This window comes from Deinococcus seoulensis (assembly GCF_014648115.1).
Lineage (GTDB): Bacteria > Deinococcota > Deinococci > Deinococcales > Deinococcaceae > Deinococcus > Deinococcus seoulensis.
In genome coordinates, this window is record NZ_BMQM01000024.1 from 19,023 (window position 1) to 43,547 (window position 24,525).

At 69.9% G+C, this 24,525-nt stretch carries 24 protein-coding genes; 6 read left to right on the forward strand and 18 right to left on the reverse strand.

Annotated elements, in window-relative coordinates; all coding sequences use genetic code 11:
• Window positions 1–24 precede the first annotated feature (24 nt).
• Window positions 25–594, forward strand: coding sequence for a hypothetical protein (locus tag IEY70_RS15300; protein ID WP_229777971.1), 570 nt, complete (start codon window positions 25–27; stop codon window positions 592–594).
• A gap of 25 nt (window positions 595–619) precedes the next feature.
• Here the strand turns inward: IEY70_RS15300 and IEY70_RS15305 are convergent, their stop codons facing one another.
• Entirely contained in the window at window positions 620–1,678 is a 1,059-nt protein-coding gene (locus IEY70_RS15305; protein ID WP_189065904.1) for a GGDEF domain-containing protein, read from the reverse strand.
• A gap of 186 nt (window positions 1,679–1,864) precedes the next feature.
• Complete coding sequence (ndk, locus tag IEY70_RS15310; protein ID WP_189065905.1) at window positions 1,865–2,281, reverse strand: nucleoside-diphosphate kinase; 417 nt, start codon at window positions 2,279–2,281, stop codon at window positions 1,865–1,867.
• 163 nt (window positions 2,282–2,444) lie between these two features.
• On the opposite strand from ndk, the gene IEY70_RS15315 reads away from it, so the two are divergent.
• The 4 genes from IEY70_RS15315 (at window position 2,445) to IEY70_RS15330 (ending at window position 7,733) form a co-directional block, all read left to right on the forward strand.
• The gene (locus IEY70_RS15315) at window positions 2,445–4,424 is read left to right on the forward strand and encodes an ABC transporter permease (protein ID WP_189065906.1); all 1,980 of its coding nucleotides are present in this window, start codon (window positions 2,445–2,447) and stop codon (window positions 4,422–4,424) included.
• Window positions 4,424–5,338: an ABC transporter permease gene (locus IEY70_RS15320; protein WP_189065907.1), complete on the forward strand. Its 915-nt coding sequence runs from the start codon at window positions 4,424–4,426 to the stop codon at window positions 5,336–5,338. The genes IEY70_RS15315 and IEY70_RS15320 overlap by 1 nt, the downstream gene beginning before the upstream one ends.
• 54 nt (window positions 5,339–5,392) lie before the next feature.
• Window positions 5,393–6,415 carry a helix-turn-helix domain-containing protein gene (locus tag IEY70_RS15325; RefSeq protein WP_189065908.1) on the forward strand — a complete coding sequence of 341 codons (1,023 nt, stop codon included), beginning with the start codon at window positions 5,393–5,395 and terminating at the stop codon, window positions 6,413–6,415.
• A 181-nt stretch (window positions 6,416–6,596) separates the two neighbouring features.
• Entirely contained in the window at window positions 6,597–7,733 is a 1,137-nt protein-coding gene (locus IEY70_RS15330) for an AI-2E family transporter (RefSeq protein WP_189065909.1), read from the forward strand.
• A 177-nt stretch (window positions 7,734–7,910) separates the two neighbouring features.
• On the opposite strand, the gene rplQ is transcribed toward IEY70_RS15330, so the two are convergent.
• The 7 genes from rplQ to infA all read right to left on the reverse strand — a co-directional run bounded on the left by rplQ (window position 7,911) and on the right by infA (window position 11,326).
• Window positions 7,911–8,261, reverse strand: coding sequence for a 50S ribosomal protein L17 (rplQ, locus tag IEY70_RS15335; protein ID WP_055362798.1), 351 nt, complete (start codon window positions 8,259–8,261; stop codon window positions 7,911–7,913).
• A 27-nt stretch (window positions 8,262–8,288) separates the two neighbouring features.
• Entirely contained in the window at window positions 8,289–9,293 is a 1,005-nt protein-coding gene (locus IEY70_RS15340) for a DNA-directed RNA polymerase subunit alpha (RefSeq protein ID WP_189065910.1), read from the reverse strand.
• A 14-nt stretch (window positions 9,294–9,307) separates the two neighbouring features.
• Window positions 9,308–9,928, reverse strand: coding sequence for a 30S ribosomal protein S4 (gene rpsD / locus IEY70_RS15345; RefSeq protein ID WP_055362796.1), 621 nt, complete (start codon window positions 9,926–9,928; stop codon window positions 9,308–9,310).
• Window positions 9,929–10,072: 144 nt separating this feature from the next.
• On the reverse strand, window positions 10,073–10,468 hold the full coding sequence (gene rpsK / locus IEY70_RS15350) for a 30S ribosomal protein S11 (protein ID WP_046843186.1): 396 nt from the start codon (window positions 10,466–10,468) through the stop codon (window positions 10,073–10,075).
• Window positions 10,469–10,471: 3 nt separating this feature from the next.
• Window positions 10,472–10,852: a 30S ribosomal protein S13 gene (rpsM, locus tag IEY70_RS15355; RefSeq protein ID WP_189065911.1), complete on the reverse strand. Its 381-nt coding sequence runs from the start codon at window positions 10,850–10,852 to the stop codon at window positions 10,472–10,474.
• A 2-nt stretch (window positions 10,853–10,854) separates the two neighbouring features.
• On the reverse strand, window positions 10,855–10,968 hold the full coding sequence (gene rpmJ, locus IEY70_RS15360) for a 50S ribosomal protein L36 (protein WP_019012075.1): 114 nt from the start codon (window positions 10,966–10,968) through the stop codon (window positions 10,855–10,857).
• Between the two features lie 115 nt (window positions 10,969–11,083).
• Window positions 11,084–11,326 carry a translation initiation factor IF-1 gene (gene infA / locus IEY70_RS15365; RefSeq protein ID WP_019012076.1) on the reverse strand — a complete coding sequence of 81 codons (243 nt, stop codon included), beginning with the start codon at window positions 11,324–11,326 and terminating at the stop codon, window positions 11,084–11,086.
• 317 nt (window positions 11,327–11,643) lie between these two features.
• On the opposite strand from infA, the gene IEY70_RS15370 reads away from it, so the two are divergent.
• Window positions 11,644–12,879: a hypothetical protein gene (locus tag IEY70_RS15370; RefSeq protein ID WP_189065912.1), complete on the forward strand. Its 1,236-nt coding sequence runs from the start codon at window positions 11,644–11,646 to the stop codon at window positions 12,877–12,879.
• A 33-nt stretch (window positions 12,880–12,912) separates the two neighbouring features.
• Here the strand turns inward: IEY70_RS15370 and IEY70_RS15375 are convergent, their stop codons facing one another.
• From IEY70_RS15375 to IEY70_RS15415, 9 genes are all read right to left on the reverse strand, one after another.
• Window positions 12,913–13,905 carry an epimerase gene (locus IEY70_RS15375; protein ID WP_189065913.1) on the reverse strand — a complete coding sequence of 331 codons (993 nt, stop codon included), beginning with the start codon at window positions 13,903–13,905 and terminating at the stop codon, window positions 12,913–12,915.
• An 18-nt stretch (window positions 13,906–13,923) separates the two neighbouring features.
• Window positions 13,924–15,117, reverse strand: coding sequence for a VWA domain-containing protein (locus IEY70_RS15380; RefSeq protein WP_189065914.1), 1,194 nt, complete (start codon window positions 15,115–15,117; stop codon window positions 13,924–13,926).
• A gap of 101 nt (window positions 15,118–15,218) precedes the next feature.
• Window positions 15,219–16,739 carry a polysaccharide deacetylase family protein gene (locus IEY70_RS15385; RefSeq protein ID WP_189065915.1) on the reverse strand — a complete coding sequence of 507 codons (1,521 nt, stop codon included), beginning with the start codon at window positions 16,737–16,739 and terminating at the stop codon, window positions 15,219–15,221.
• Window positions 16,740–16,831: 92 nt separating this feature from the next.
• Window positions 16,832–19,018 carry a DUF5682 family protein gene (locus tag IEY70_RS15390; RefSeq protein ID WP_189065916.1) on the reverse strand — a complete coding sequence of 729 codons (2,187 nt, stop codon included), beginning with the start codon at window positions 19,016–19,018 and terminating at the stop codon, window positions 16,832–16,834.
• Between the two features lie 9 nt (window positions 19,019–19,027).
• Entirely contained in the window at window positions 19,028–19,783 is a 756-nt protein-coding gene (locus tag IEY70_RS15395; RefSeq protein WP_189065917.1) for a DUF1963 domain-containing protein, read from the reverse strand.
• Window positions 19,784–20,875, reverse strand: coding sequence for an ATP-binding protein (locus IEY70_RS15400; protein ID WP_189065918.1), 1,092 nt, complete (start codon window positions 20,873–20,875; stop codon window positions 19,784–19,786).
• Complete coding sequence (locus IEY70_RS15405; RefSeq protein WP_189065919.1) at window positions 20,872–21,684, reverse strand: hypothetical protein; 813 nt, start codon at window positions 21,682–21,684, stop codon at window positions 20,872–20,874. Before IEY70_RS15405 ends, IEY70_RS15400 begins: the two co-directional genes overlap by 4 nt.
• Window positions 21,681–23,132, reverse strand: a complete 1,452-nt coding sequence (locus IEY70_RS15410) for a DUF5691 domain-containing protein (RefSeq protein ID WP_189065920.1) — start codon at window positions 23,130–23,132, stop codon at window positions 21,681–21,683. The genes IEY70_RS15405 and IEY70_RS15410 overlap by 4 nt, the downstream gene beginning before the upstream one ends.
• The gene (locus IEY70_RS15415; protein ID WP_189065921.1) at window positions 23,129–24,466 is read right to left on the reverse strand and encodes an SWIM zinc finger family protein; all 1,338 of its coding nucleotides are present in this window, start codon (window positions 24,464–24,466) and stop codon (window positions 23,129–23,131) included. The genes IEY70_RS15410 and IEY70_RS15415 overlap by 4 nt, the downstream gene beginning before the upstream one ends.
• Window positions 24,467–24,525 lie beyond the last annotated feature (59 nt).

Consider the following 24,525-nt stretch of genomic DNA (forward strand, 5'->3'; position numbering starts at 1 on the left):
GGCGGCGGGTGTAGCTTCAGCGGTATGAACGCCGTTGCCTCCAGCCTGCATGATTCCCGACCGCACGCCCCGCACGGCGTGGGCCGCACGGTGGCCCTGATGCTGAAGCTGCTCCCGGCGCTGCTGGCGTTGACGCTGGTGGGCTGCCGGCCGGGCGCGCAGGCGGGCAGCGGCGCGGCGGGCGGCCAGAGCGCGGGCGGCGAGGATCTGGTGGCGCGGGTGCTGTTCACGGCGACCGGGTCGTTCGACGCGCAGTCGCAGGACAAGGCGCGCGTGCCGGGCGGCCTGCGGCGCGCCGCGTGGCGGGAGAAGGTGCCGTTCGACGCGCGGCAGGTCACGATTCAGTACGACAGTGACGCGCGCCCCATGACCTGGATGCTGGAGATTCAGGGACCGGGTTTCACGGCGCGTGACCTCGCCGGGCCGGACGCGCGGGCCGTGCAGACCGATCAGGGGCCGGGGCTGCGCCCGGCAGCAGGGTCGCGCCTGCGGGACACCGTGATCATCACGCGCAGCGGCGACCTGAAGGTCCTGACCCGCTCGTACGCCACGCAGGTGGAACCGGCGCTGCTGGGCGCCTTCGCGCAGCCCTGAGGGCCAGGGTTCAACGCGCGGCGGGTCAGCGCACGGCGTTGCGTCCGGCGCGTTTGGCGTCGTACAGGGCGCTGTCGGCGCGGCTGAACATGCTGGTGGTCGTGTCGGCGTCCCGCTGTCCGGCCACGCCGAAACTGGCGGTGATGGTCAGGCCCGCCACGGGTTCGGCGCTGATCTCGCCGCGCAACCGCTCGGCGATGGCCTGCGCGTCGGTCCGGGCGACGCCGGGCAGCAGCACGATGAATTCCTCGCCGCCCCAGCGGCCCACCAGGCCGCCCCCGCCGCTGACGCTGCGGCGCAGCCGCTTACCGAAGGCGCGTAGCACGTCGTCCCCGGCGGCGTGGCCGTACTCGTCGTTCACGCGTTTGAAGTGGTCGATGTCGGTCACGATGACGCTCAGGGGCGTCCCGCCGCACTGGGCCGCGCCGAGGGCCCGTTCGAATTCCTCCTCGATCGCGCCGCGTCCGTACACCTCGGTCAGGGCGTCCAGGCGGGCGGCGCGCAGGCGTTCGCTGTCCAGCTGGTGCTGGTCGAGGTTCCGTTCGATGAAGGCCGTCAGGAGGTACGCCAGGAGGCCCGCCGTGCCGATGGCGATGCTGGCCGTCGCCCAGTCCGCCAGGTTGGGCGGGTCGATGGGGCCGTTGAGCAGCACGGAGGTCATCATGACGGCCACGCTCAGGATGTTCACGGCGGTGCCGTACCGTGACCCGAACACCAGGTACGACACGATCACGTTCAGCATCAGCCACAGGGTCAGGTGCATGGGCATCTCGCCCCAGCCGATGGCGCGCGGAATCTCGCTGGTGGACACGATCAGGTACCCAACGCTGGTGACGGCGTAGATGGCCTGCACGCGCTGCGGGAAGGTCAGGGTGGCCAGCGCGGTGGTCAGCGAGACCAGCACCGCCCAGTACTTGGGAATCTGGTATCCGACCGGGAACCCGTCGGGCGGCGGGTCGATCAGGGCGGTCAGGACGGCGTACAGCACGTACGCGAGACTGGCGATGTACACCGCGAACAGGCGGCTGCGGTGCAGGCGTTGCGGCAGCGTGGAGGCAGGCGGGGTCGGGCGGGGCAGCGTCATGCGTCGGGTCCGGTCATGCGGGGTCAGTCATGGGCAGTGAAGTCCAGTCGGCCCGGTGGAAACGCAGAGAAAGACGGGGGCGGGGGCAGAGGCGGCAGTGAAGGTGAACCGGCAGGGAAGCCCCGTGATGATACAGCGGCGCCCCGACCAGTCAGACCGGCCGGGGCGCGTGCGGGGCGGGAACGCTCAGGCGAGCAGTTCGCCCTCGGCGAAGAACAGGGCCAGTTCGCGCGCGGCGCTTTCACTGCTGTCGCTGCCGTGCGTGACGTTCTCGCCCATGGTGGTGGCGAAGTCGGCGCGGATGGTGCCGGGCGCGGCGCTTGCGGGGTTGGTGGCGCCCATCATGCCGCGCCAGCCGGCGATGGCGTTCTCGCCTTCAAGGGCGATGGCGACCACGGGTCCGCCCGTGATGAAGTCCACCAGTTCACCGAAGAAGGGGCGCTCCTTGTGCTCGCCGTAGTGCGCTTCGGCGGTCTCGCGGGAGATGACCATCTGCTTGAGGCCCACCACGCGGTAGCCCTTACGCTGGATGCGGGCGAGAATTTCGGGGGTCAGGCCACGGCGGACGCCGTCGGGTTTGATCATGGCAAAAGTGCGTTCCATACTGTCCCGGAGCATAGCAGGCGGGAACTGCCGGCGTGTGGGGCCGCGTGTCCCGGCCGCGCGGGTGGGCAGTGGGCGGTGGGCGCCCTCCCCCCCTGCCGGTCACCCGTCGCCGCGCGGGCGGCGCTGTCCCGAAGTTGTCTGAACCACGTACAATGCTCCGGTGACCCACGTTTCTCACTCACGCCCCTCCGGGGACGCGGCTCGCATCGCGCTGATTGCCTGCGCGGTCGCGATTGCAGGGATGCTGCTGGCCCCGCTGGCCACCCTGGGCCGCGGTTTCAGTGCCGACGCCATTCTGCTGCACATCAGCGGTTCCGTCATGAACCTTTCTTCCAGTCAGGAAGCTCCCCTTCCACCCACGGGCACCGCCCTTGCCCTGGCCTGGGCCACGCTGGCCTCGCTGGTCGCCACGCTGGTCGGGGCCGTCACCCGGCAACGCTGGTTCTGGATCACGGGCCTGCTGGCCTTCGCGCTGGCGGTGGCCTCCGTGTTCACGCTGGGCGGCGCCCTGAACGAGGAGATCAACCGCATCTCGGCCGACACCGCCCTGCGTCCCGGCGCCAAGCGGCAACTGCGGAACTTCTACAGCAGCGGCGGCATGAACCTGGGCCTGTTCCTCCCGGCCCTGGCGGGCCTGATCGCGGCCGGTGCCGGCCTGAGCCAGTCGGCGCGCGTGTGGGCGCTGTTCAACCGCCTGCGCGGGCTGCTGGTCCCGGCGGCCGCCATCGGGCTGGCCGTGCTGGTCGGGGCGCTCGTGGTCCTGATCGTGCAGCCCGCCGTGAACGAGAGCGGCCTGCCCCTGACCCTCTGGAACGTCTGGATGGCCAAGGCCGACCTGGTGTACTTCGTGTACTCCACGCTGTTCGCGCCGGTCACGGCGTTCGGACCGCTGCTGGACAGCCTGAAGATCGCCACGCCGCTGATCTTCACGGGTCTGAGCGTGGCCTTCGCGTTCCGCACAGGCCTGTTCAACATCGGCGCGCCGGGCCAGCTGACCATGGGCGCCATCGGCGCGATGCTGGTCGGCGTGTACGGCCCGGCCAGCCTGGGCTGGGGCCTGCTGCCGCTGTCGGTACTGGCCGCCGCGGCCGGGGGCGCGCTGTGGGGGGCCATTCCGGGCCTGCTCAAGGCGCGCTTCGGGTCCAGCGAGGTCATCAACACGATCATGCTGAACTACGTCGCGTCGTCGATTTTCGTGTTCATGATCGGCAGTGACTCCTTCCCGTTCCTGGGCCGCACGTACACCCAGCCGTTCAAGGCCGAAGGCTCCAACCCGCAGAGCCAGCTGCTTCAGGAAGGCTCGCGCCTGCCGCCGCTGCTGGACATCCTGAACGTCGGCAGGGACGGGCAGACGGCCGTCAGCATCGGCCTGCTGGTCGCGGCGGTCGTGTTCTTCGTGGGCCGCCCGCTGCTGCGGGGCCGCGTGAAGAACGCCAGCCTGATCGCCGGGGCCGCCGCCATCGTGCTGGCCGCCGTGACCTGGCGCGTCGGGATTCCGGTCGACGTGACCGGCAGCCGCCTGAACGGTTCGTTCCTGATCGCCCTGGCCTGCGTGGCGCTGTTCGGCACGCTGATGTGGCGCACCGCGACCGGGTACGCGCTACGCGCCGTGGGCCTGTCCCCCAAGGCCGCCGAGTACGGCGGGATCAGCGTGGCGCGCGGCACCATCCTGGCCATGACCATCGCCGGGGCCTTCGCGGGCCTGGCGGGCACGCATTACGTGAACGGCGGGGCGCTCAACGAGTACCGCCTGACCCTGAACACCCCGGTCAACGTGGGCTTCGACGGCATCGCGGTCGCGCTGATGGGTCAGAGCACCCCGGCGGGCGTGGTGGCGTCCAGCGTGCTGTTCGGGACCATCGACACCGGCAGCATCAACGTGCAGCAGAAACTCGACAAGGTCAACAACGACATCGTGACGATCCTCAAGGCCCTGATCGTGCTGTTCATCGCCGCCGGGGGCTTCCTGAGTCGCCGCGTGACCGAGCCGCCACCCCCGCAACTGGTCGCCGAGACCGACCGCAACGGGAAGCCCGAGCAGGCGCAGCTGGACGCCTCGGCCGCGCATCTGGAACGCGGCACGCCGCTGCCGAACGTCGCGCAGAGCAGTGAAGAGATCAAGCGGGAAGGTGACAAGTAATGGACGGTCTGTTCGATCAACTTCTGACCACGGCCTTCCTGGCCACCTTCATCCGCAGTCTGGTGCCGCTGCTGCTGACCGCGCTGGGCGGCCTGTTCAGCGAACGCAGCGGCGTGGTGAACATCGCCCTGGACGGCCTGATCATCTTCGGCGCGCTGGCCGGGGCGGTCAGTACGCAGCTGCTGGGACCGTCGCTGGGCGCCGCCGCGCCCTGGGCCGGGTGGATCTGCGGCATGCTGGTCGGCGGCCTGATCGCCTGGATTCACGCGGTCCTGAGCATCAAGTACCGCGCCAATCAGGTGATCAGCGGCACGGCCATCAACCTGCTGGCCAGCGGCGTGCCTGCCGTGCTGCTGACCGCGCTGTACGGCGTGTCGAACGAGAGCCCCAAGGTCGAGAAGGCCCTGCCGCTGTGGGGCGTGGGGGAACTGCGCTTCTCGCCGCCCGTGTACTTCGCGTTCCTGGCGGTGGCGGTCACGTGGTACGTGATGTACCGCACGCCGTTCGGGCTGCGCCTGCGCGCCACGGGCGAGCAGCCGGGCGCGGCGGCCAGCATGGGCGTGAACGTGCGCCGCATGCGCTACGTCGCCGTGATCCTGTCCGGCATGCTGGCCGGCACGGCCGGGGTGTTCCTGAGCATCGGGAACCTCGACTCGTACGTGCGGAACATCAGCGCCGGGGGCGGCTTCATCGCGCTGGCCGCGCTGATCTTCGGGCAGTGGAAACCGCTGGGCGTGCTGGCCGCGACCGTGCTGTTCGGGTTCCTGCAGGCCCTGAGTATCGCGCTGGGCAGCACGGACCTGCTGCCGCCCACGCTGGTGCAGGCGCTGCCGTACCTGATCACGATCGTCGCGCTGATCTTCACGGGCCGCAGCCGCGCACCCAAGGCCCTCGGGACGCCCTATGACGGCTGAGGGCGCACCCGCCCCGCGCCACGCGGACGCACCGAAGCGTGTAGGGTAACGGATATGAGCTTTGGCGCCGCGCTGAAACAGGCCCGTGAAACCCAGGGGCTCACCACCCAGGACGTGGCCCTGCGAACCAAGATTCGCGGGGATTACCTCCGGGCCCTGGAAGAAGGCAACACCAGTCTCCTGCCGGAACGCACCTTCGCCCGGTCGTACCTGCAACGCTACGCGCGGGAACTGAACCTCGACCCGGCCCCGCTGCTGGCCGAATTCGACCGCAGCGTGCCCGCCGAGGCCTCGCAGGCCCTGCGCGGCCCGGCAGTCAGGAGTGCCGCGACCGCCACCCCCGCAGCAGCGCGCGCCGGGGGCCTGAATCCCGCGCTGATCACGGGCGTCGTGACGGCACTGATCGTGCTGGGTGCCGGCGGGTACTACGCGTACAGCGCCTTCCTGAAACCCGCGCCGGTCACCACGGGCACGCCCGCACCGGCAGCGGCGGACCCCACGCCGGCCCCGGTAGTCACGGTGCGCCTGAGCGTCAGCAGCGTGCCCAGCGGCGCGCAGGTGTACCTCGACAACCGCGACCTGGGCGTCACGCCCGTCCGGTCGTTCCCGGTGGACGCCCGCCGGAACGCGCAACTGCGCGTGGAGTTCGCAGGGCGCACCCCCCTGAAGCAGACGGTGGACCTGAGCCGCAGCCGCAACCTGCGCGCCCAGCTGAACCCCAGCGGGAAGGCCAGCACCCTGACGGATCTGGTCACCAAGCAGACCACCGGGACACCCGCCGCGACCACGCCCGCCAGCGCGAAACCTGCCGCGACCTCCGCGCCCAAGGCCACCACACCGGCCGCCAAGCCGGCGCAGCCCGTGACCGTCACCTTCGCCGGGGCCTCCTGGACCCGCGTGACCGACAGCTCGGGACGGGTGCTGTACGAGGGCACGCCGCCCGCCGGGAGCGTCAAGGGCTTCCCGAAAGGCGTGACCATCCGCACCGGGAACGCCGGGGCCGTGAAGGTCAGCGTGAACGGCGCGGCCCCCGCCAGCCTCGGGCAGGCCGGGCAGGTCGTGACCCGGCAGTTCTGAACCGGCCACCTGACTGCCCTTCTGAAGGCGCACCGGCATGATCGCCGTGCGCCTTCCGCCGTTCCGGGGTTGGTTTGGGGGCTGGTGGTTTGGGGCCGGTGCATGAACAGACGGTCAGCCTCCCCGCCCGCGCGGCCGCAGGGCACGTGGCATAGATGGAGTGGCGTAGATTGAGAGGACCGTGACTCCATCCCCTCCCCCGCCCGCTGCGCCTTCCCTGAACGCCTTCCAGTACGCCTGGCGAAGCCCCTGGGTCCGGTTGATCGTGTTCCTGATCGCCGGGTACCTGCTGTACCGGCTGAGCGGGCAGATCCGCACGGTCATCGTCGATTTCGCCGTGGCGTTCCTGATCGCCTACCTGGCCAATCCGCTGCTGAACTGGCTGGTGCGCGGGCGGGTCAAGCGGGGGCTGGGTGTGTTCTTCGTGGTGCTGGTCTTCCTGGGCCTGTTCACGCTGGCCGGGGCACTCCTGGCGACCGTGTCGGGGCAGCTGGTCACACTGATCCAGAAGCTTCCGGAGCAGATCGGCACGCTGGGCGACACGCTGGACCGCGCGACCTCCTGGCTGAGCAGCAAGGGCGTGACCGGGCTGGACGGCACGCGCGCCAGCATCATCGAGTCGGCGCAGGAGTACGTGCAGAACCTCGGGCAGAACCTCGTGCCGATCCTGCAACAGGGACTGAACTCTACCGGGTCGATCCTCAGCGGACTGCTGTCCATCGGGGGGGTGCTGGGGCAGATCCTGCTGATCCTGCTGCTGAGCATCTACCTGATGCTCGATTACAGCCGCGTGAACGCCACGCTGCTGGGCGTGTTCCCACGCCCCTGGCAGCCGCGCGTGCTGGAGGTCAGTGAACTGATCGGCACGGCCGTCGGCGGGTACGTGCGCGGGCAACTGGTGATCGCCACGTTCATCGGGGTGTTCGTGTGGCTGGGCCTGATGATCGTGGGCATTCCCAGCGCGGCCGCCATCGGGTTCCTGGCGGGCGCGTTCAACATCGTGCCGTACCTGGGGCCGATCATCGGGGCGACCCCGGCGATCCTGCTGGCGCTGACCATGCCGGGCGCGCTGCTGAAGATCATCTTTGTGATCGTGGTGTTCGTGGCGGCCAACCAGATCGAGGGGAATTTCCTGAGTCCGTACATCCTGTCCAAGACCACGGACCTGCACCCCGTCACGGTGCTGCTGGCGATCCTGGTGGGCGTGGGGTTGCTGGGTTTCGTGGGCGCGCTGCTGGCCGTGCCGACTGTGGCGCTGGGTAAGCTGCTGATGCAGAAGTACTACTTCACCAGCCGCATCTACACCGAGGGGCCGTAGACGACCGACCGGACGGAAGGGGGCCAGGACGTACGTTCCCTATGGACGTCCTGGCCCCCCTGTGCGCCCTCCTTCCATTCCCGCCTGCCGCGAGCCGCCCTGGTGGCGCGGCAACCCCAACGCGGCAACGCAAAACCCCGCCACTGGGGCGGGGTCAGGCTCGGACAGGTCGGTCGATCAGACGAGTTCGATCAGGGCCATGGTGACGCCGTCACCGCGGCGGGTGCCGACGCGCAGGATGCGGGTGTAGCCACCGGGACGCTCGGCGTACTTGGGGGCCACTTCGTCCATGACTTTACGCAGCACGTCGTTGTCGTGGATGTCGCGGGCCACCAGACGGCGGGCGTGCAGGTCGCCGCCCTTGGCGGTGGTGATCAGTTTCTCGACGTAGGGGCGAAGCTCCTTGGCCTTGGTGAGGGTCGTCTGGATGCGACCTTCACGCAGCAGTGCCGTCGCCTGGGCGCGGGCCAGGGCGGTGCGGGCGCTGCTGTTGCGGTTGAGCTTGCGACCGGATTTACCGTGACGCATGGTGATTCTCCTTTGGGGTCAGTCGGCTCAGTCGCGCAGGGCGAGGCCGAACTGGGCGAGTTGCTGCTTGATTTCGTCCAGGCTGCGCTCGCCGATACCGGGGACCTTTTTCAGGTCGCGGTCGGAGAGGGCGCACAGGGCGTCCACGCTGTCGATGCCTTCTTCCTTGAGGGAGTGCAGCACGCGGGTCGTGAGACCCAGCCCTTCGAGGGTCACGCGGGGTGAGTCCATCTCGGCGGGGTAATCGCCGGGGTTCAGGTTCAGTGTGGAGTTCTGGGGGGGCAGGTCGTACACGTTGGGCGCTGCGGGAGCGGCGGGCGTGTAGACGGGCTGCTGGTACTCGGGCGTCACGGCCGGGAGGGCCTCGACGTTGCCGAACACCGTGAGTTCGTCACGGAGGATTTCCACGGCCTTGTCCAGCGTGTCCTGGGGTCCGACGCTACCGTCGGTCCAGACGCGCAGGATCAGGCGGTCCAGGTCGGTCTGCTGACCGACGCGGGTGTTTTCCACGTGGTACGCCACGCGGCGCACCGGGGAGAACACGGCGTCCACCGGGATCGAGTTGATGCGGTCCTTGGTGGCGTGCTTGTCGGCGGGAACGTAACCTTCGCCTTCCTCGACGCGCACTTCCATGACCAGTTTGCCGTCCTCTGCGAGGTTGGCAATCACCAGGTCGGGGTTGACGATTTCAGCGTCGCTGGGGACCTCGAAGGCGCTGGCCCGCACGACGCCTTCGCCCTGCGCTCGCAGGGTGAGGGTCTTGGGGCCGCTCGCGTGGAATTTCACGACGAGCTCCTTGAGGTTCAGGATCATCTGAATCACGTCTTCCTTAACGCCAGGAATCGTGGAGAACTCGTGCAGGACGTCCTCGATGTACACGCTGGTGACAGCGGTACCGGGGATCGAGGACATCAGGATGCGCCGGATGGGGTTCCCGATGGTGACGCCGTAACCGCGCGTGAGCGGTTCCAGGACGAACTCGCCGTAATCGCCGTCCACGCGGGCCTTGAGTTGAGGGCGCTTTTGATCCACTGGGGCCTCCTGATTTAGCGCGAGTAGTACTCGATGATGAAGTTCTCGTTGATGGGCAGGGCGAGGTCTTCACGCGCGGGGAGGCGGGAGAAGGTGCCCTTGAAGTTCTCGGCGTCCAGTTCGACCCAGGGGCTCACGCGGCGGCGCTTCTGCGCTTCCATGTTTTCCTGGATGAAGCCGATCTTGCGGCCGAGTTCGGACACGCTGATCTCGTCGCCGATCTTGACGCGGTAGCTGGCGATGTCGACCTTCTTGCCGTTGACCAGGATGTGACCGTGGCCGACGAACTGACGGGCCTGCCGGCGGGTGCTGGCGAAGCCCATGCGGAAGACGACGTTGTCCAGGCGGCGTTCGAGCAGCTGCAGGAACACGGTGCCGGTCACGCCGGGAACGTTGGCCGCTTCCTCGAAGAGGTTACGGAACTGTTTCTCGCCCATGCCGTACAGGCGGGCGAGTTTCTGCTTTTCACGCAGTCGGACGCTGTAGTCGCTGGGGCGACCACGGCCACGGCGCTGGCCGTGCTGGCCGGGCGCGTAGGGACGGCGGTCGAGGTACTTCTGGACTTTTTCAGTCTCCGCGAGGTTGATGCCTTCGCGGCGGCTCTGTTTGGTGATGGAACCACGGAAACGACCCATGTCTTAACTCTCCTTGCGGCGCGACTTCTGTGAAGTGCAGCCGGGTCTGCGGCCCTCTGTTGCCCGCCTCCGTTGCCTGTGGTGAGGCTTACGTCACCGTGAGGTGAGCGGTGGAGGCGGGGCAGGTGGGCGCGCGCGTGCGCTTTAGGCGCGGAACTTCTTCTTGGGGCGGCAGCCGTTGTGGGGGACGGGGGTGTCGTCCATGATGGACTTCACTTCGATCCCGCTGGCCTGGATGGCGCGGATGGCCTGCTCGCGGCCGGAGCCGGAACCGCGCACGATCACGTCGACGATGTTCATGCCGAAGGTCTGCTGCGCTTTCTTCACCGCGTCGGCGGCGGCCAGCTGGGCAGCGTAGGGCGTGCCCTTCTTGCTGCCTTTGTAGCCGATCGTGCCGCCACTGCTCCAGGCAACGGAGTTGCCGTCGAGGTCAGTGATGGTGACGATGGTGTTGTTGTAGCTGGCGTGCACGTACGCGCGGCCAGCGCTGATGTTGCGCCGGGCGCGGCGCGGGGTCTTGCCTTTGGTACTCTTCGCCATGGCTTACTTCCTCGTCGCTTTCTTCTTGCCGGCGACGGTCTTGCGCGGCCCCTTGCGGGTACGGGCGTTCGTCTTGGTGCGCTGGCCGCGCACGGGCAGGCCGCGGCGGTGACGCAGGCCACGGTAGGCACCGATGTCCATCAGACGCTTGATGTTCTGACCGACTTCGTTGCGGAGGTCACCTTCGACCTTGTAGGTCTTCTCGATGGCTTCACGCAGGGTGCTCTGTTCCGCTTCGCTGAGGGTCTTGACGCGGGTGTCCGGGTTGATGCCGGTGGTCGCCAGGATTTCCTTGGAGCGGGTCAGGCCGATGCCGTAGATGTAGGTGAGCGCGATTTCGACGCGCTTTTCGCGGGGCAGGTCAACGCCAGCAATACGCGCCATGCTTAACCCTGCCTCTGCTTGTGCTTGACGTTGGTGCAGATGACCAGAACGCGCCCGTGGCGGCGGATCACCTTGCAGTTGTCGCACATCTTTTTGACACTGCTACGAACTTTCATGCTTCCTCCTCGCGCCGCCGCGCCGGCCCGCCCCATCCTGGGCGGCTGACTGGCAGCGCTCGACCCCCCTCCCACCTCTGGCAGGTGGGGAATCTATGGGTACTTCGGCCCCAGGTTACTTGCGGTAGACGATCCGTCCGCGCGACGTGTCGTACGGACTGATTTCCAGAACCACACGGTCACCGGGCAGGATGCGGATGTAGTGAATGCGCATCTTGCCGCTGATGTAAGCCAGGAGATCGTGTCCTGTATCGAGCTTCACTCGGAAGGTCGTGTTCGGAAGTGCTTCCTCCACGACGCCCTCGGCCCGCACGGTATCGGACTCTTCCTTCTTACGCTTTTCCCGCTGTTCCGGCATTTTTCGTCTCGCCACGCAACCTCCAGGCTTGATACAAGCCAAACGTAAAGGTATCACGCCCCTGCCCGGATCGGCAAGCGTGCGGGCGGTCCGACCGACCGGATTCTGGCGTACCTGCCAGAACGACCCGGAAACGTTCGGCTATTCCGGACACCAGCCTCTCTGGCGTTCATGGCCCTGCCGCGAGGAACGCCGCCCCGCTGGCGCAGACCCCACCGTCATCCCTCCACCAGCACCCCATACAAACACCCCATGCAAACACCCCGGCAGTGGCAACTCCGGCAGCCCGGACCCCTCCCGGCAGCAGAGAATGGGCCATGCTTCCAGCCGACCTGCTGAGCAGGGCCAGTGACCTCGTGCGGCGTGCCCCGCCGCTGTGGCCGGGATTCACGCCCGCAACGATCCCACTGGTCATCTTCGACGGTCAGCGCAGCTGGCTGCGCGGCCCCCGCCCGGCCGACACCGGCTGGACACCCGCCCCGGCACCCGGGGGCGGCTTCGACTGGTCCTGGCCCGGCCGTCACCCCGCGCTGGGCGCGAACACGGCTGTGATCCTGCCGGGCGGCGTGGTCGCGGCCGGGGTGCTGCTGCCCTCGCTGGGCGCCGTGGACGCCCCCACGCTGGCCTCCGTGCTGGTTCACGAGGCCTTTCACGTGTACCAGCAGGCGACGCCCTCGGTCGCCTGGGAGGCAGCCGAACTGGCCGCCCTGACGTACCCGGCAGGCGACCCCGACGTGCTGCACGCCCGCGCCGAGGAAACGGCGGCACTGGCGCTGGCCCTGACCCAGCGCGACTGCCACACAGACTGGCACGCAGCGGCCCGCGACGCGCTGACATGGCGGGCGCTACGGCACGCGCGGCTGGCGGATCACCACCGGCAGTTCGAGACCCGCATGGAAACCCGCGAGGGTCTCGCGCGGCACGTCGAAACCCGCTTCCTGAACGTGCCGCCCACCCTGAACGCCGGGCAGGCCGCCACGCAGACCGCGCGGGCCTGGACTTACGACAGCGGCGCGGCCCTGGCGCACCTGCTGGACCGCACGGGCACCCCCTGGCAGGCCGCCGCGCTGACCGGCACGCCCCTGCACGCCCTGCTGGACGAACGAACCGGGAACGCGCGCATCACTCCGGCCACCACTCCTTCCCTGCTGGCCGCCGCGCAGGACGCCGCGCAGGGTCACGCCCGGCACCTTCAGGTACTGGACGACAGCTTTCACGCGCAGGACGGGCATCACCTGACCGTGACGGCCACGTCCGGCCTGCACGTCACGGGATTCGACCCCATGAACCTGCACGCCCTGAACGGCGACCGCGTACTGCACACCCGCCTCCTGACCGTCAGGGGCTCCGGAGCGCACCTGCATCTGCACGGCGCGGCGGCCCTCGCTCAGGGCCACGACCTGCTGAGCACCGCGCGGCTGGAGGTACGGGGCCTTCCGGAACCCGACACCACCGGCGGGCTGTGGCAGGTCAGGAACGACCGGGTGGACATCACGCTGCCCGTGGACCGGGTCACGCGCACGCCGGGCGGCTGGCACTGCACGCTGGACTGACCGCCCTGGACTGACCGCACCCGCAGCGGCCCCCTACCGCCCTGCGTGCCCCTCGCGCCGCGCACGGGCCACCAGGTCACGGATCGCGCCCGGCCAGGCGGGGAACTCGAAGGTGAAGCCCGCGCCGAGCAGTCGCTCCGGCACCACCCAGCGGCTCTTGAGCAGCAGTTCCGCCTCGGACTGCATGACGGCTGCGCCCAGCCCGATCAGGAACGCGGGAGAGGGCACGCCGAGCGGCACGCCCCACGCCTGCCGGTAGGCGCGCAGGAATCCGGCGTTCGGCAGGGGCTGCGGGGCGCACACGTTGACCGGCCCGGACAGGTCACCCCCGATCAGGAACTGCGCGGCGCGGCAGAAGTCCCGCTCGTGAATCCACGACACGTACTGCCCGCCCCCGGCCATCGGCCCGGCCCCACCCAGCCGGACGACCCGGTCCGTGGTTTCCATGATGCCGCCCGCACCGACGCCGTACACCATGGCGGTCCGCAGGGCCACGCGGCGCGTGTGCGGCAGGTTCAGTTCGTGCAGGGCGTCCTCCCAGCGGGTCGCGACATCCACGCTGAACCCCTCGCCCCGCTCGCCGGTGGCCTCGTCCTGCGGGCGGTCGCGGGCGTCACGGTAGAAGGTCGCGGTGGAACTGCTGAGCCACACGGCGGGCGGCCGGTCCACGCTGGCCACAGCGCGCCCCAGCGCCCGCGTGCTGTCCAGGCGCGAGGTGTAGATGTCCAGCATGTTCTGCGCGGTGTACCGGCAGTTCACGGTGCGGCCCGCGAGGTTCAGCACGGCCGCCGCGCCGTCCAGTTCCCTCACCCATCCGCCCTGCCTCAGCGCGTCCCAGGGCACCCAGCGTCCCGGCGTTGGCACCGGCGGGCACGAACGCGACACGATCACCACGTCCCAGTCCTGCGCCGCGAAATGCCGCGCCACGGCCCGCCCCAGGAAACCGCTGCCGCCCGCGATCACGAGGCGGGGCGCAGCGCCGGACTGAACCCGTTCGGGTCCGTGCAGGTCGGGTCGGGTCGTCATTCGCTCAGCCTCATGCGCTCAGCCTACGCCGCCCCCACGCACCACGAGTCCCAGTTCGCCCGCCCAGGCGGCCACGTCGTCGCCACGGATGGCGGCGGCCATCAGGCCCGGAAAGTGGTCGGGCGTGCACGCGAACGCCGGGATGCCCATCGCCGCGAAGGCACGCGCCACGCCGTGATCGTAACTGGGCGCGCCGTCGTCCGACAGGGCCAGCAGCGCGATGACGTTCACGCCGGACTCCTTGAGGGTGCGGGTGCGGGCCAGCATCTCGCGTTCGTCGCCGCCCTCGAACAGGTCACTGATGAGGACCATGACGGTCTGCTCGGGCCGCCGGATGACCCCCTGGCAGTACGCGAGCGCCCGGTTGATATCGGTGCCGCCGCCCAGCTGAATGCCGTACAGGACATCCACCGGATCATCCAGGTGCTCGCTGAGATCCGCGACCTCCGTATCGAACACCACCACGCGCGTACTGACGGCCGGCAGGCTGGCCAGCACCGCGCCGAACACCCCGGCGTACACGACGCTGCTCGCCATGCTGCCCGACTGGTCCAGGCACAGCACGATGTCCCGCAGGCTGCGGCGCCGGCGGCCCATGCCGACCAGCCGCTCGGGAATGACGGTGTTCCGGTCCGGCTGGTAGGACTTCAGGTTCGCGCGGATCGTCCGGTCCCAGTCGATCTCGGCCGGGCGGGGCCGGAAGTTCCGCTGCGCGCGGTTCAGGCTGCCGGTCACGGCGGCGCGCGTGGGTTCCTCCAGGCGGCGCGTCAGGTCATCCACGACGCGGCGCACCACGGCGCGGGCGGCGTCCTTCGCCTGCCCGGGCATCACGCCCTTCAGGGACAGCAGCGTTCCCACGAGGTTCACGTCCGGTTCCACGCCGTCCAGCATCTCGGGTTCGAACAGCAGTTGCTGCAGGTCCAGGCGTTCGATGGCGTCGCCCTGCAAGACACGCACCACGTCCGCCGGGAAGAACTCGCGCAGGTCCGCCAGCCAGCGCGCGACCTTAGGGGCGCTCGCGCCCAGCCCGCCCCGGCGCGCACCGGGGTCCGCGTCGTACAGGCCAGACAGGGCGTCGTCCATCCGGCGGTCCAGGCTGCCCAGACTGACCGGCGCGCCCTCGCCGGGGCCGCCCGCCAGCCCGTCGGCGTCTCCCCCGCCCAGCACCAGCCGCCAGCGGCGCCGCCTTTCCGTGTCTCCCGTGTCCGTCATGTGTTTCCGCCTCCTTTGCCCCTGCGTTCCTGGTCCCTCTGCGTTCCCGGTGTCCTGCGTTCACGGTGTCCTGCGTCCGCAGGCATGCGCTCTGCGCAGGCTTACCAGACGGACGTGAACTTAACCCCGAAGCGCCGCTCGCCGCTCGCGTCGCCGCTCAGCTCGGCGGTCACCGCGTAACTGCCGACCCGGTACTCGGCTTCCGCGAACGGGCCGGGCTTCTCTCCCCAGCGGTACCCGCCGCCCAGCCGCAGCGGACGGCCCTCCCCGCTCTGCCAGGGCACGGCGGCCCGCAGGCCCAGCTGCGTGCCCGCAGCGTCGTGCGCGGCCGTGACCACCCAGTAGTCCGCCGGGATGAACGTGCCGCCCCAGCCCCACTGCCACTCGTCCCGCAGGCGGCTGGCGCGTCCCCACAGTTCGCCGTACCCGCCCAGCGCGACCGCGCCGCCCAGCAACGGACCGCTGCTGTCCAGTCCGGCAGCCAGCGTGAACGGCGACACGTTGAGCGCCACGCCCGCCCCGGTATACGCGCCGTTCTCCGGGCCGACGCCACGCCGGGCCGCCACGTTCACGCTCCAGGCTCCTTCGCGCCACGCCAGCCGGGTTTCCCGCTCGCCGCGCCACGCGGCGCTGATCAGCCCGTTCCCGAGCAACTCGTAGTGCGCCGGGTTCCAGGTCAGGGGCGGCCGGGTGGCCGGATGCTCGCCGCGCACGCCGTCCAGTGCGGGCGCCGTGACACCCATCAGCAGCAGCGGCGCGCGGGCGTCCAGGCCCCAGCGGACCCGCATGGGCAGCAGCGAGTCGTCCCAGGGAGTGATGGCGGGCGCCGGCAGGGCCATGGGGTCCGCGCGGCCCAGCGTCGGCGGGCCGCCCGCCACGCCGCACTGCAACCCCTGACGGCGGGCCTCGCGCCGCACCCGCGCGTCCTGGCGGTTCAGGGGGTACGCCACGCAGCGGGGCGCGGCGTCACCGGTCTCCTGGTCCGGCGCGGCCAGTTCACGCCGCAGACCGGCGGGACTCAGGTCCGCGAGGGCCGCGTGCGCGTGGGTGTGCGCGCCGATCTCCCACCCGGCCGCGCGGAGTTCCTGCACCTGCGCGGCGCTGAGAGAGCCGGGCTGCCCCACCCGCGACCAGATGACGTACGCCGTGCCGGGCACCCCCTGGGCGCGCAGCACCGGGAGTGCCAGCCGGTACACGCTCTCGAACCCGTCGTCGAACTGAATGACCGCCACCCGCTCACTGGCGGGCGCGCGGGCCGCCTCGCTGGCCGTCACGAAGCGGTACCCCATGCGGCGCAGCGTCTCGATCCGGCGGTTCAGGGCGTCCGGGTCGATGCCCAGCGACGCCCCGCCACTCGCCCCCACCTGATGGTAGACCAGCACCACCGGAGCCGCCTGCGCCGCGCCCGGCAGGGCTGCACCCAGCGCCGCCGCCACCAGACCCACCCCCACCCGCAGGCGGGTCAGGGAGCGCCCCGCCGATCCACGGATTCCGGGCAGGCGAGGCGGCAGCGGGCAGGTCGGGCGGGCGGGGGGCGCGGCAGTGGTTAGAGCATCGGTGGTTGGCGCAGCGGTGGTTGGAGCGGCAGTGGTTGGCGTGGTGGGGGCCGGCAGGATCGACATGGAATTCCACAGTAGCGACCGCCACACAGGGCCGCCAGCGACAATGAGGCGCGCCGCCCTCAGTGGCCCAGGCAGACCCGACAGGGTCCGGGTCATGCCGTCACCCCCAGCAGGCGCAGGACCACGGGCACGACCCGCAGCGCCCGTTCCCCGTTCAGTTCGCGTGCCGCGCCCCGCACCGTGCGCCCGCCGCGCAGGGACTCGCCAATGGCGCGGCGTTCGGGTTTCTCGAAACGGGAGAACACCCGCCGCAGCAGCGGCAGCGTCCCCTGGAACGCGGGCGCGTCCAGGCCGGTCAGCCAGTCGTCCAGCAGGGCCAGCAGCGCCGGGTCGTGGATCAGGAGGGCGCCGCTGTCGCCCAGGAAACCGTCCAGCCACGCCGTGATCCCGGTCGGCGCGCCCGCTCCCAGCGCCAGCCCCAGGCGGCGCTGCACCTCCGCGCCGTCCAGCACGGACGCGTCCCGCAGGCGGCGCACGGCATCCCCGTGCAGCAGCGGGGGCGTGTCGTCCCGGCCCGCGAGGCGATCCAGGGCCGCGTGCCAGCCGGTCAGGGCGTCCGGGTCGCCCATTAACCGCACCGCCGCGTCCGCGCCGCTCACGTGGCCGCGCAGCAGCTCTGCCGCGTCGTCCGCGATTCCGACCGCCGCCAGCGGCAGACCCACGCCCGCCCGCGTGAGCAGCGTCCGGAACGTCGCCCCGGCCAGGGCGTTCGATTCGCCCTCCCGGCCGCGCACGTCCCCGTACCGCGCCAGTCGCGCCAGGGGCGGCAGAGCTTCGAGCAGATCACTCACGTCCGCGTTCCCGGCTGCCCGCGCGTCCAGCGCCGCCAGCGCCACCGGCAGCGCGCCCTCCAGATCCGCGTAGCGCACGGCCTCCAGCAGCGTCGTGAGTTCCGTCAGGGTGCCCGCGTTCCGGGCGGCGTCGGTCGCCACGGCCGTCGCGGCGTCCTGCACGGTCTGTCCGCTGCGGCTCGCCTCGACCAGCCGCACACTGAACTCCGGCTTCCAGGCCAGCGCCCACGCCTCCTTGAACGTGCCGCGCCCGCCCGCGTACCGCTCGGCCGCCCACGGCACGCCCAGCAGGTTCAGGCGGTGAAACAGCACCGAGCGGGCCAGATCGTTGTCCGTCCGCAGGTCCAGCGTCAGCTCCATCTGCTCGGGCTGCACCTTCAGCCGGAGCCGCTTCTGGAGTTTTGCCAGATCCTGCGCCAGCGGCACGGTCGGCACGCCGTCCGGCACCTCACCCAGCGCCTCGCCGACCACCAGTTGCCGCTCGATCAGGCGCAGCGGCAGGTCACTGTCCCAGCCGAACACGCTCAGGGCCGCCTCGTTCAGCTCATCCAGGCCCGGCAACGCCCGCCCGCGCAGGGCCGCCAGGGTGTTCGCCAGCCGCGTCGCCTCGATCACGGACGCGCTGCTCGCCTCCAGCCGCTGTTCGCGCAGCAGCCGCGCCACCCGCGCGAACCAGCGTTCCGTCACGTCGCGCCGCGTCGTGAACAGGTGATGGTAGTACCCCGGCGACCGCACGCCCGCCCCGTACCCGCTGCCCGTGCTGAGGCGACCGTGCGTCCACGGCACCCAGGTCAGCGTGACCTTCGCCTTCGGCAGGCCCTTCAGGATCGCCGCGTCGTCCTTCGCCTTGAAGGCTTGTACGTCCAGCGCGGGTGCATGCCACGCGCCGCACACCACCGCCACCCGCCCCGCCCCGCCCTTCACGGCCGCGCGGATCGCCTGCCGCATCCACGCCTCACGCGCCGCCTCCCGGCCCGACGCCGCCGGAGCGTCCGCCCGCACGGCCCGCATCGCCTCGTTCACGGCCTCGAACACGTCGAAATCATCGCCGCGCGCCTCGACCAGCGTCTCCCACCACCGCTCGAAATCCGCGTACCCGGCCGCCTCCGCCAGCACCCGGAGCGGATCGCTGTGCAGATCATCCGCCTCGTCACCTTCGCGCTCGCCTGCCAGCGATACCGATGCCGGAAGGTCCATGAACCGCGCCGCCGCCCCGGCCCGCGCCGCCCAGCGGAACGCCACGAACTCCGGACTGAACGCCGCAAACGGCCAGAATGAGGCCCGCGCCGGATCGTCGTTCACGTAGCCCAGCAGCGCCACGGGCGGCTTCATGTCCTCCAGCGCCAGGAACGGCAGCACGGAATCCGCATCGGACGGCCCCTCGACCAGCACCACGTCCGGATTGAGCTGCGACAGCGCGTGCTCCAGCGACCGCGCACTGCCGGGGCCGTGATGACGGATGGGGAAAATGGAGATCAATGATGTCACGGTCAGACCTCAGTAGAACTGGCAGGACGCGAACCATTCGTCCGTACCAGTTCGCTTTCCGACGTAAAGCGTGCCGTTGTCTGCCCACATCAATTGCGCTTTCTCCTCGCTGTTAATCTGAAGCACGAAGGGAGGATTATCGCCCCGCTGCCCGCCATCTACTGTTTGTGTGGCGCTGACGAACTCGACCTCGTGCTGGATTGTCGAGGCGAATCCGCCCACCTTGCTTCGAGCAACGTTGAAGCCGTGGATTTCCTCAGGAAGGTCATCCTCAAGGCTAAGTCCGTCCGGCAATTTGAGTTGCGCGTCGTCATATGCGGGGTAGTCGGTGATCAGTTGCCACTGGCATTCAAACCCTCGCATCCAGTGCCAGGGCTGCTGTGGAGGCTCCACCGGGATCAGGTCGGCCACAGTCGGGTAGGCCCTGAGTGTCCAACTTCCCGGCATGAAACGCCGCTGTATGCAGTCCTCTGCCACGAAAAGAGTCAGGAGGGCGTATTGCTTCAGTTCATCTGGGAGGTAAGGGGCCTCCGTCAGGTTGAGTTGCGCGATGAACTGCATGGGACGCTCCTGTGTGTCCAGGGGCCAAGTCTCGTGTGGCCGCATGACTGGAATCAATCCAATGTGTGAGGCCAGTGGTCTGCGGGTTGGCATGAATCCCCCAACTTGCAGGACGCTGGCTGGTCGAGCGTTCAGACGTCTGAACTCCTCGAGAAATTGCTCGACTTCCTCTTCCGACCATTCCCGGTCGTCCATGTCCGTCATTCAGCTCACCGCCCGGCAGGCTTTATAGAAGTCTTTCCAGTCGTCGCGTTTCTTCGCCACAGTTTCGAGGTACTCGCGCCAGATGACGCTGTCCTGCACGGGGTCTTTCACGACGGCCCCCACGAGGCTGGCGGCGACGTCGTGGGCGGTCAGGTGCCCGTTACCGAAGTGCGCGGCGAGGCTCAGGCCGTGGTTCACGACGCTGATCGCCTCGGCGGTGCTGAGGCTGCCGCTGGGGCTCTTGAGTTTCGTCTTGCCGTCCTCGGTGGCTCCGGCGCGCAGTTCGCGGAACACGGTGACGATCCGGCGCACTTCCTCCAGCGCGGGCGGCTGGGCGGGAATGTGGAGGTTGGTGGCAAGTTGCGCGACGCGGCGGGTGACGATGCTGACCTCGTCGTCCAGGCTGTCCGGCACGGGGAGGATGACCGTGTTGAAGCGGCGTTTCAGAGCGCTGCTCAGGTCGTTCACGCCCTTGTCGCGGTTGTTGGCGGTGGCGATCAGATTGAAGCCCTGCACGGCCTGCACCTCGGCGTTCAGTTCCGGGATGGGCAGCGTCTTCTCGGACAGGATGGTGATGAGGGTGTCCTGCACGTCGCTCTGCACGCGCGTCAGTTCTTCCAGGCGGGCGATCTTCCCGGTGCGCATGGCACGCACGATGGGACTCTCGACCAGGGCGGCCTCGCTGGGACCCTCGGCGAGCAGGCGGGCGTAGTTCCAGCCGTAGCGCACACTCTCCTCGCTGGTGCCGGCGGTGCCCTGCACGAGCAGGGTGCTGGTACCGCTGATCGCGGCGGCCAGGTGCTCGCTGACCCAGCTCTTGGCGGTGCCGGGCACGCCGATCAGCAGCAGGGCGCGGTCCGTGGCGAGCGTGGCGACGGCAATCTCCATCAGGCGGCGTTCCCCGACGTACTTGGGGGTAATCTCGGTGCCGTCTTTCAGCGTGCCGCCCATCAGGTACGTCAGGACGGCGTGCGGCGAGAGGTTCCAGCGGGGCGGGCGGGGCCGGTCGTCGTGCGCGGCCAGGGCTGACAGTTCGTGCGCGTAGGCCTGCTCGGCGTGCTGACGGAGGACGGTGGAATCAGGGGTGGTCATGGGTGGGCTCCGGGATGGGCAATGTGTTGGGGGTTGCGGGTGGCGGCGCGGCGGACGTGCTCGTCGGGGTCGTCAAGCAGGGAACGTACGAGGTCAGGGTCGGTAGTGCGGGCAGCGATGACCCCGCGAATCCAGGGCGAAGGGTCGCGAGAGTGAAGGTTTTGCATGGCTTCCGAGGCGTACAAGATGACGTGTTCGCGGATGACCGGGTCGTCGTTGGTGAGCAGAGCGTCGGCGGTGGCGGTCTGCTGTTCAGGGAGGAGGAGGTACAGGTGCCGCGCCAGGACATGACGGAAAGAAATGTGTGGAGAGGCGAGCCACGCCGCAAGTTCGTCGGGCGTGGGCAGCGGCGTGCTCTTCCAACGGATGAGGGTGAGTTCATGCTCCAGCCACGCGGTCTGCACACCTGCATGGGGGTCGTGGGCCAGTTGGTAGTACCGGTTGAAGCTGAGCTGCGGATGGCCCAGGCAGGCCGCTCTCACGGTGTGATGATGGTGTCGCGCCAGTTTGTTGATGACTTCACCTGGAGTGCCCCGGTTACTTGCCAACGCCTTCAGAACATGGAAGCGCCGCTCTCTGGCCAGTTGTATCAGGGTTGCTGTGGGCGTTCGGGAATGTCCGGCAACATTACGGCGGGTGAATACATCTGCGTGACTGGCCAGTGTCTCCAAGACGGGAACTGGTGTGTGGTACTGCCGCGCAATCAACCGGGCCAGAGTGACATCTGCGGCTGCAAGGTCATTCAATCTGGCTGGCGTCGCTTTCTGCGCTCGAATTTCCCGCCTGAGGAGTCTCAAGTCCACCGTCATCCTCTCCCCTTGCCGAAGTCGGTCCAGAGTTGCTGCCTGAGGTCCAGGGTGGCCTGGAGCTTGTTCATGGTCTGGGGGGCCCATTCGGTGGCGTCGTCTGGCAGTGGGCCGGGGTGGGGGATGTGTGGGTGGGCGTGGGTGGCGGCGAGTTCCGCGAGTTGTTCCCAGCGGTAGGTGTGGGTGGCGTGGTGGCGGGTGGGGCAGGTGGCGTGCAGGGTGGTCAGGAGGTCGGCGCTCAGGTCGGGGGGCCAGGGGCCGGGTTGGGGGCCGAGGAGGGCCAGCAGGCGTTCCGGGTCGCGGTCTTGCAGGGCCTGCTTCTGCGCGGCGGCCAGCGTTTCGGGTGGTCCGATCTGGAGCAGGAAGGGGTGGGTGGGCAGGTCGTGCAGGAGCGCGGCGGCCAGTGCCGGATGGCTGGTGTTGACGGCGTTCTGCACCAGTGCGGGCAGGTGGTCGTGCTGCCGGGCGATGTTCACGAGCGTGGCGGGCGGGATGTTCAGTGCGGCCAGCAGGGCGTCCGGGTGGGTGTGTTCCAGCAGGTGCTCCAGCAGGGCCGCGGCGCTCAGGGCGTCCTTGCTGGTGGGGTCGGGCAGGCCGTCGCGGGTGGCGTGCTCGTCGGGGCCGGTGGGCCGGGTCAGGCGGCCGGGCAGACCGGGGTTTTCCAGGCTCACCAGGGCGGCGAACCGGGCGGCGTTGCGGGCGTTCTGGGCGCTGCGGCTCAGGCGGTGCAGGGTCATGCGGGCCAGGGTGCGTACGTCGTCGCTGCGGTCGGTGGTCAGGGCGTCCAGCAGCGGTTCGAGGGTGTGGTCGTCTGGGGCAAGGGTGTCGAGCAGGGCGATCAGGAGGCGTTTTCGGCTGGCGGCGCGTTCGCTGCTCAGGTGCTGGTTCAGGAGGTCGCGGGCGGCGTGCGGGTCGCGTTCGCGGACGCTGCGCCACAGGGTTTCGCGGCCCGCGTCGGTGGCGGTGTCCCAGGTGTCCTCGTCGGGGGGCATGAAGGACCAGTCGGGGTTGAACTGCGCGAGCCAGCGGCCGCGTTCGCCCAGTACGGGGGTCAGCAGGTGGCGCAGGCGGCTGTCGTTCCGGGCGGCGTCGAGGAGTTCCGGCAGGTGGGCGGTGGGGACGCGCCATCCGGCGTGCGCGCAGAGGGTCAGCCATTCGCTCAGGAGGGGCGTGCCGAGGACCAGTGGCAGGTGCCGCGCGGCACGTTCCGGCGCTTCCGGCAGGGTGTCGGCGGGTGCGGGTGCGGGGGGCGCGTCGCTGGCGGGGTCGGGGGTGCGTCCGGCGGCGTGCGTCAGGGCGTGCAGGGCGGCGCGGGCCAGCAGGGTACCCTCGGCGTCCGGGCGGGTGATCTGCGCGGCGGCCTGTCCGGGGGCGTCCGTGCTGGGTGTGGGCAGGGTGCCGCGTGCGGTGCCGATCAGGGCCAGGGCCAGCAGGGCGTCGTGGTCGTTCATGCGTTCACCGTGGGCCGGAAGGGGTGCAGCGTACCGCCTTGCTGCACGCTCAGGGGGGTCAGGGTCTCGCCGTTCCATTCGGCGTACACGGTGACGGGGTGCCCGCCGCTCAGGGCGAGGAGGGTGTGCAGGGTGCGCCCGCTGCCGGTCAGGGGGAGGCGGCCGGTGCTGTCCTGCGCGTGCCAGGGGTCGCCGGGCAGCAGGTGCAGCGGGCCGGTCAGGTGCGCGGTGCGTTCCAGCCAGGGGTTCAGGGCGAGGGCCGCGCCGTGCCGGTCCAGCAGGGCGTCCAGCGTGAGGCCGTCTGCCGGACGCGCAGGGCCGGTGGCGGCGGTCTCACCGTTCAGGAGGGCGCGTTGCGGGAACGTGCCGGGCGCGAAGCACACCTCGGCCTGTACCTCCGCGCCGGGGGGCAGGGCGGGCGGGAAGGGGCGTCCGGCGGCCGAGAAGTCCAGCAGCAGGGCGGTGTGGTCGCCGCTGACCAGCCAGGTGCGCCGGGTGCTCATGGTGTCCTCCTCGGTGACGCTCTGACCCATGACCTGCCAGTGGGCGCGGATGCCGCCGCCAGACAGCACGCTGGCCGAGTCGAGCGGGAAGCCCAGCGCGGCGCGCAGGTCGGCCTGTTCGGTGCCAGACAGGGTGTCGCGGTGGGCCCAGGCTTCGGTCAGCAGGTACAGGCGGGCCAGGTGCGCGAGCAGTGCGGCGGGGTCGTGCAGGTGGTCGGGAATCTGCCGGACCAGTCGGGCGGCGCCGGGTGCCTGGGCGTCCACGAGGCGGGCGGCCTGGGTGTCCCAGTCGCTGTATGGGCGGGTGGGGGCGTGCGCGAGGCCGTCGCGGATCAGGTCGTTCAGGAAGGTGTGCAGGGCGTTCAGTCCCAGGTTGACTTTCTTCTCGCGGGCGGCGCGGCGTCTGGCCTGTGCGGCCGGGTCGGGCGCGGCGTTTCCAGCGGGAGTGGCCGGGTTGCCGTCTGCGGCCGGGCGTTCTGCTGTTGCCCGCGCGGCCCGGCCGTCCAGCCAGGTCTGGAGGGTGCCGGGCGGCGCGGCCTGTCCGAAGGTTTCTGCGTGGGAGGCGCGGAGCAGCAGCAGGGCCAGCGCGTGCTTGCAGGGGAACTTGCGGCTGGGGCATGAGCACTTGAAGGCCGGGCCGCTCAGGTCCACGCCAGTCAGGTAGGGGGTGCTGCCGCTGCCCTGGCATTCGCCCCACAGGCTGCCGGGGGGGGCGTTCAGGTTCTGCCATTTGCCGGGCGTGGAGAGTTTGCGGGCGGCGTGGGCGCTGGCGGCGTCGGGTGCGAGGGCCAGGACGGTGTCGGAGGTCAGCGGAGTGGGCGTGGGGGTCATGGGCCTTCCTTTCACGTCCGGCGCGCACGCACCAGATGTCAGAGAATGAATTACGTTAC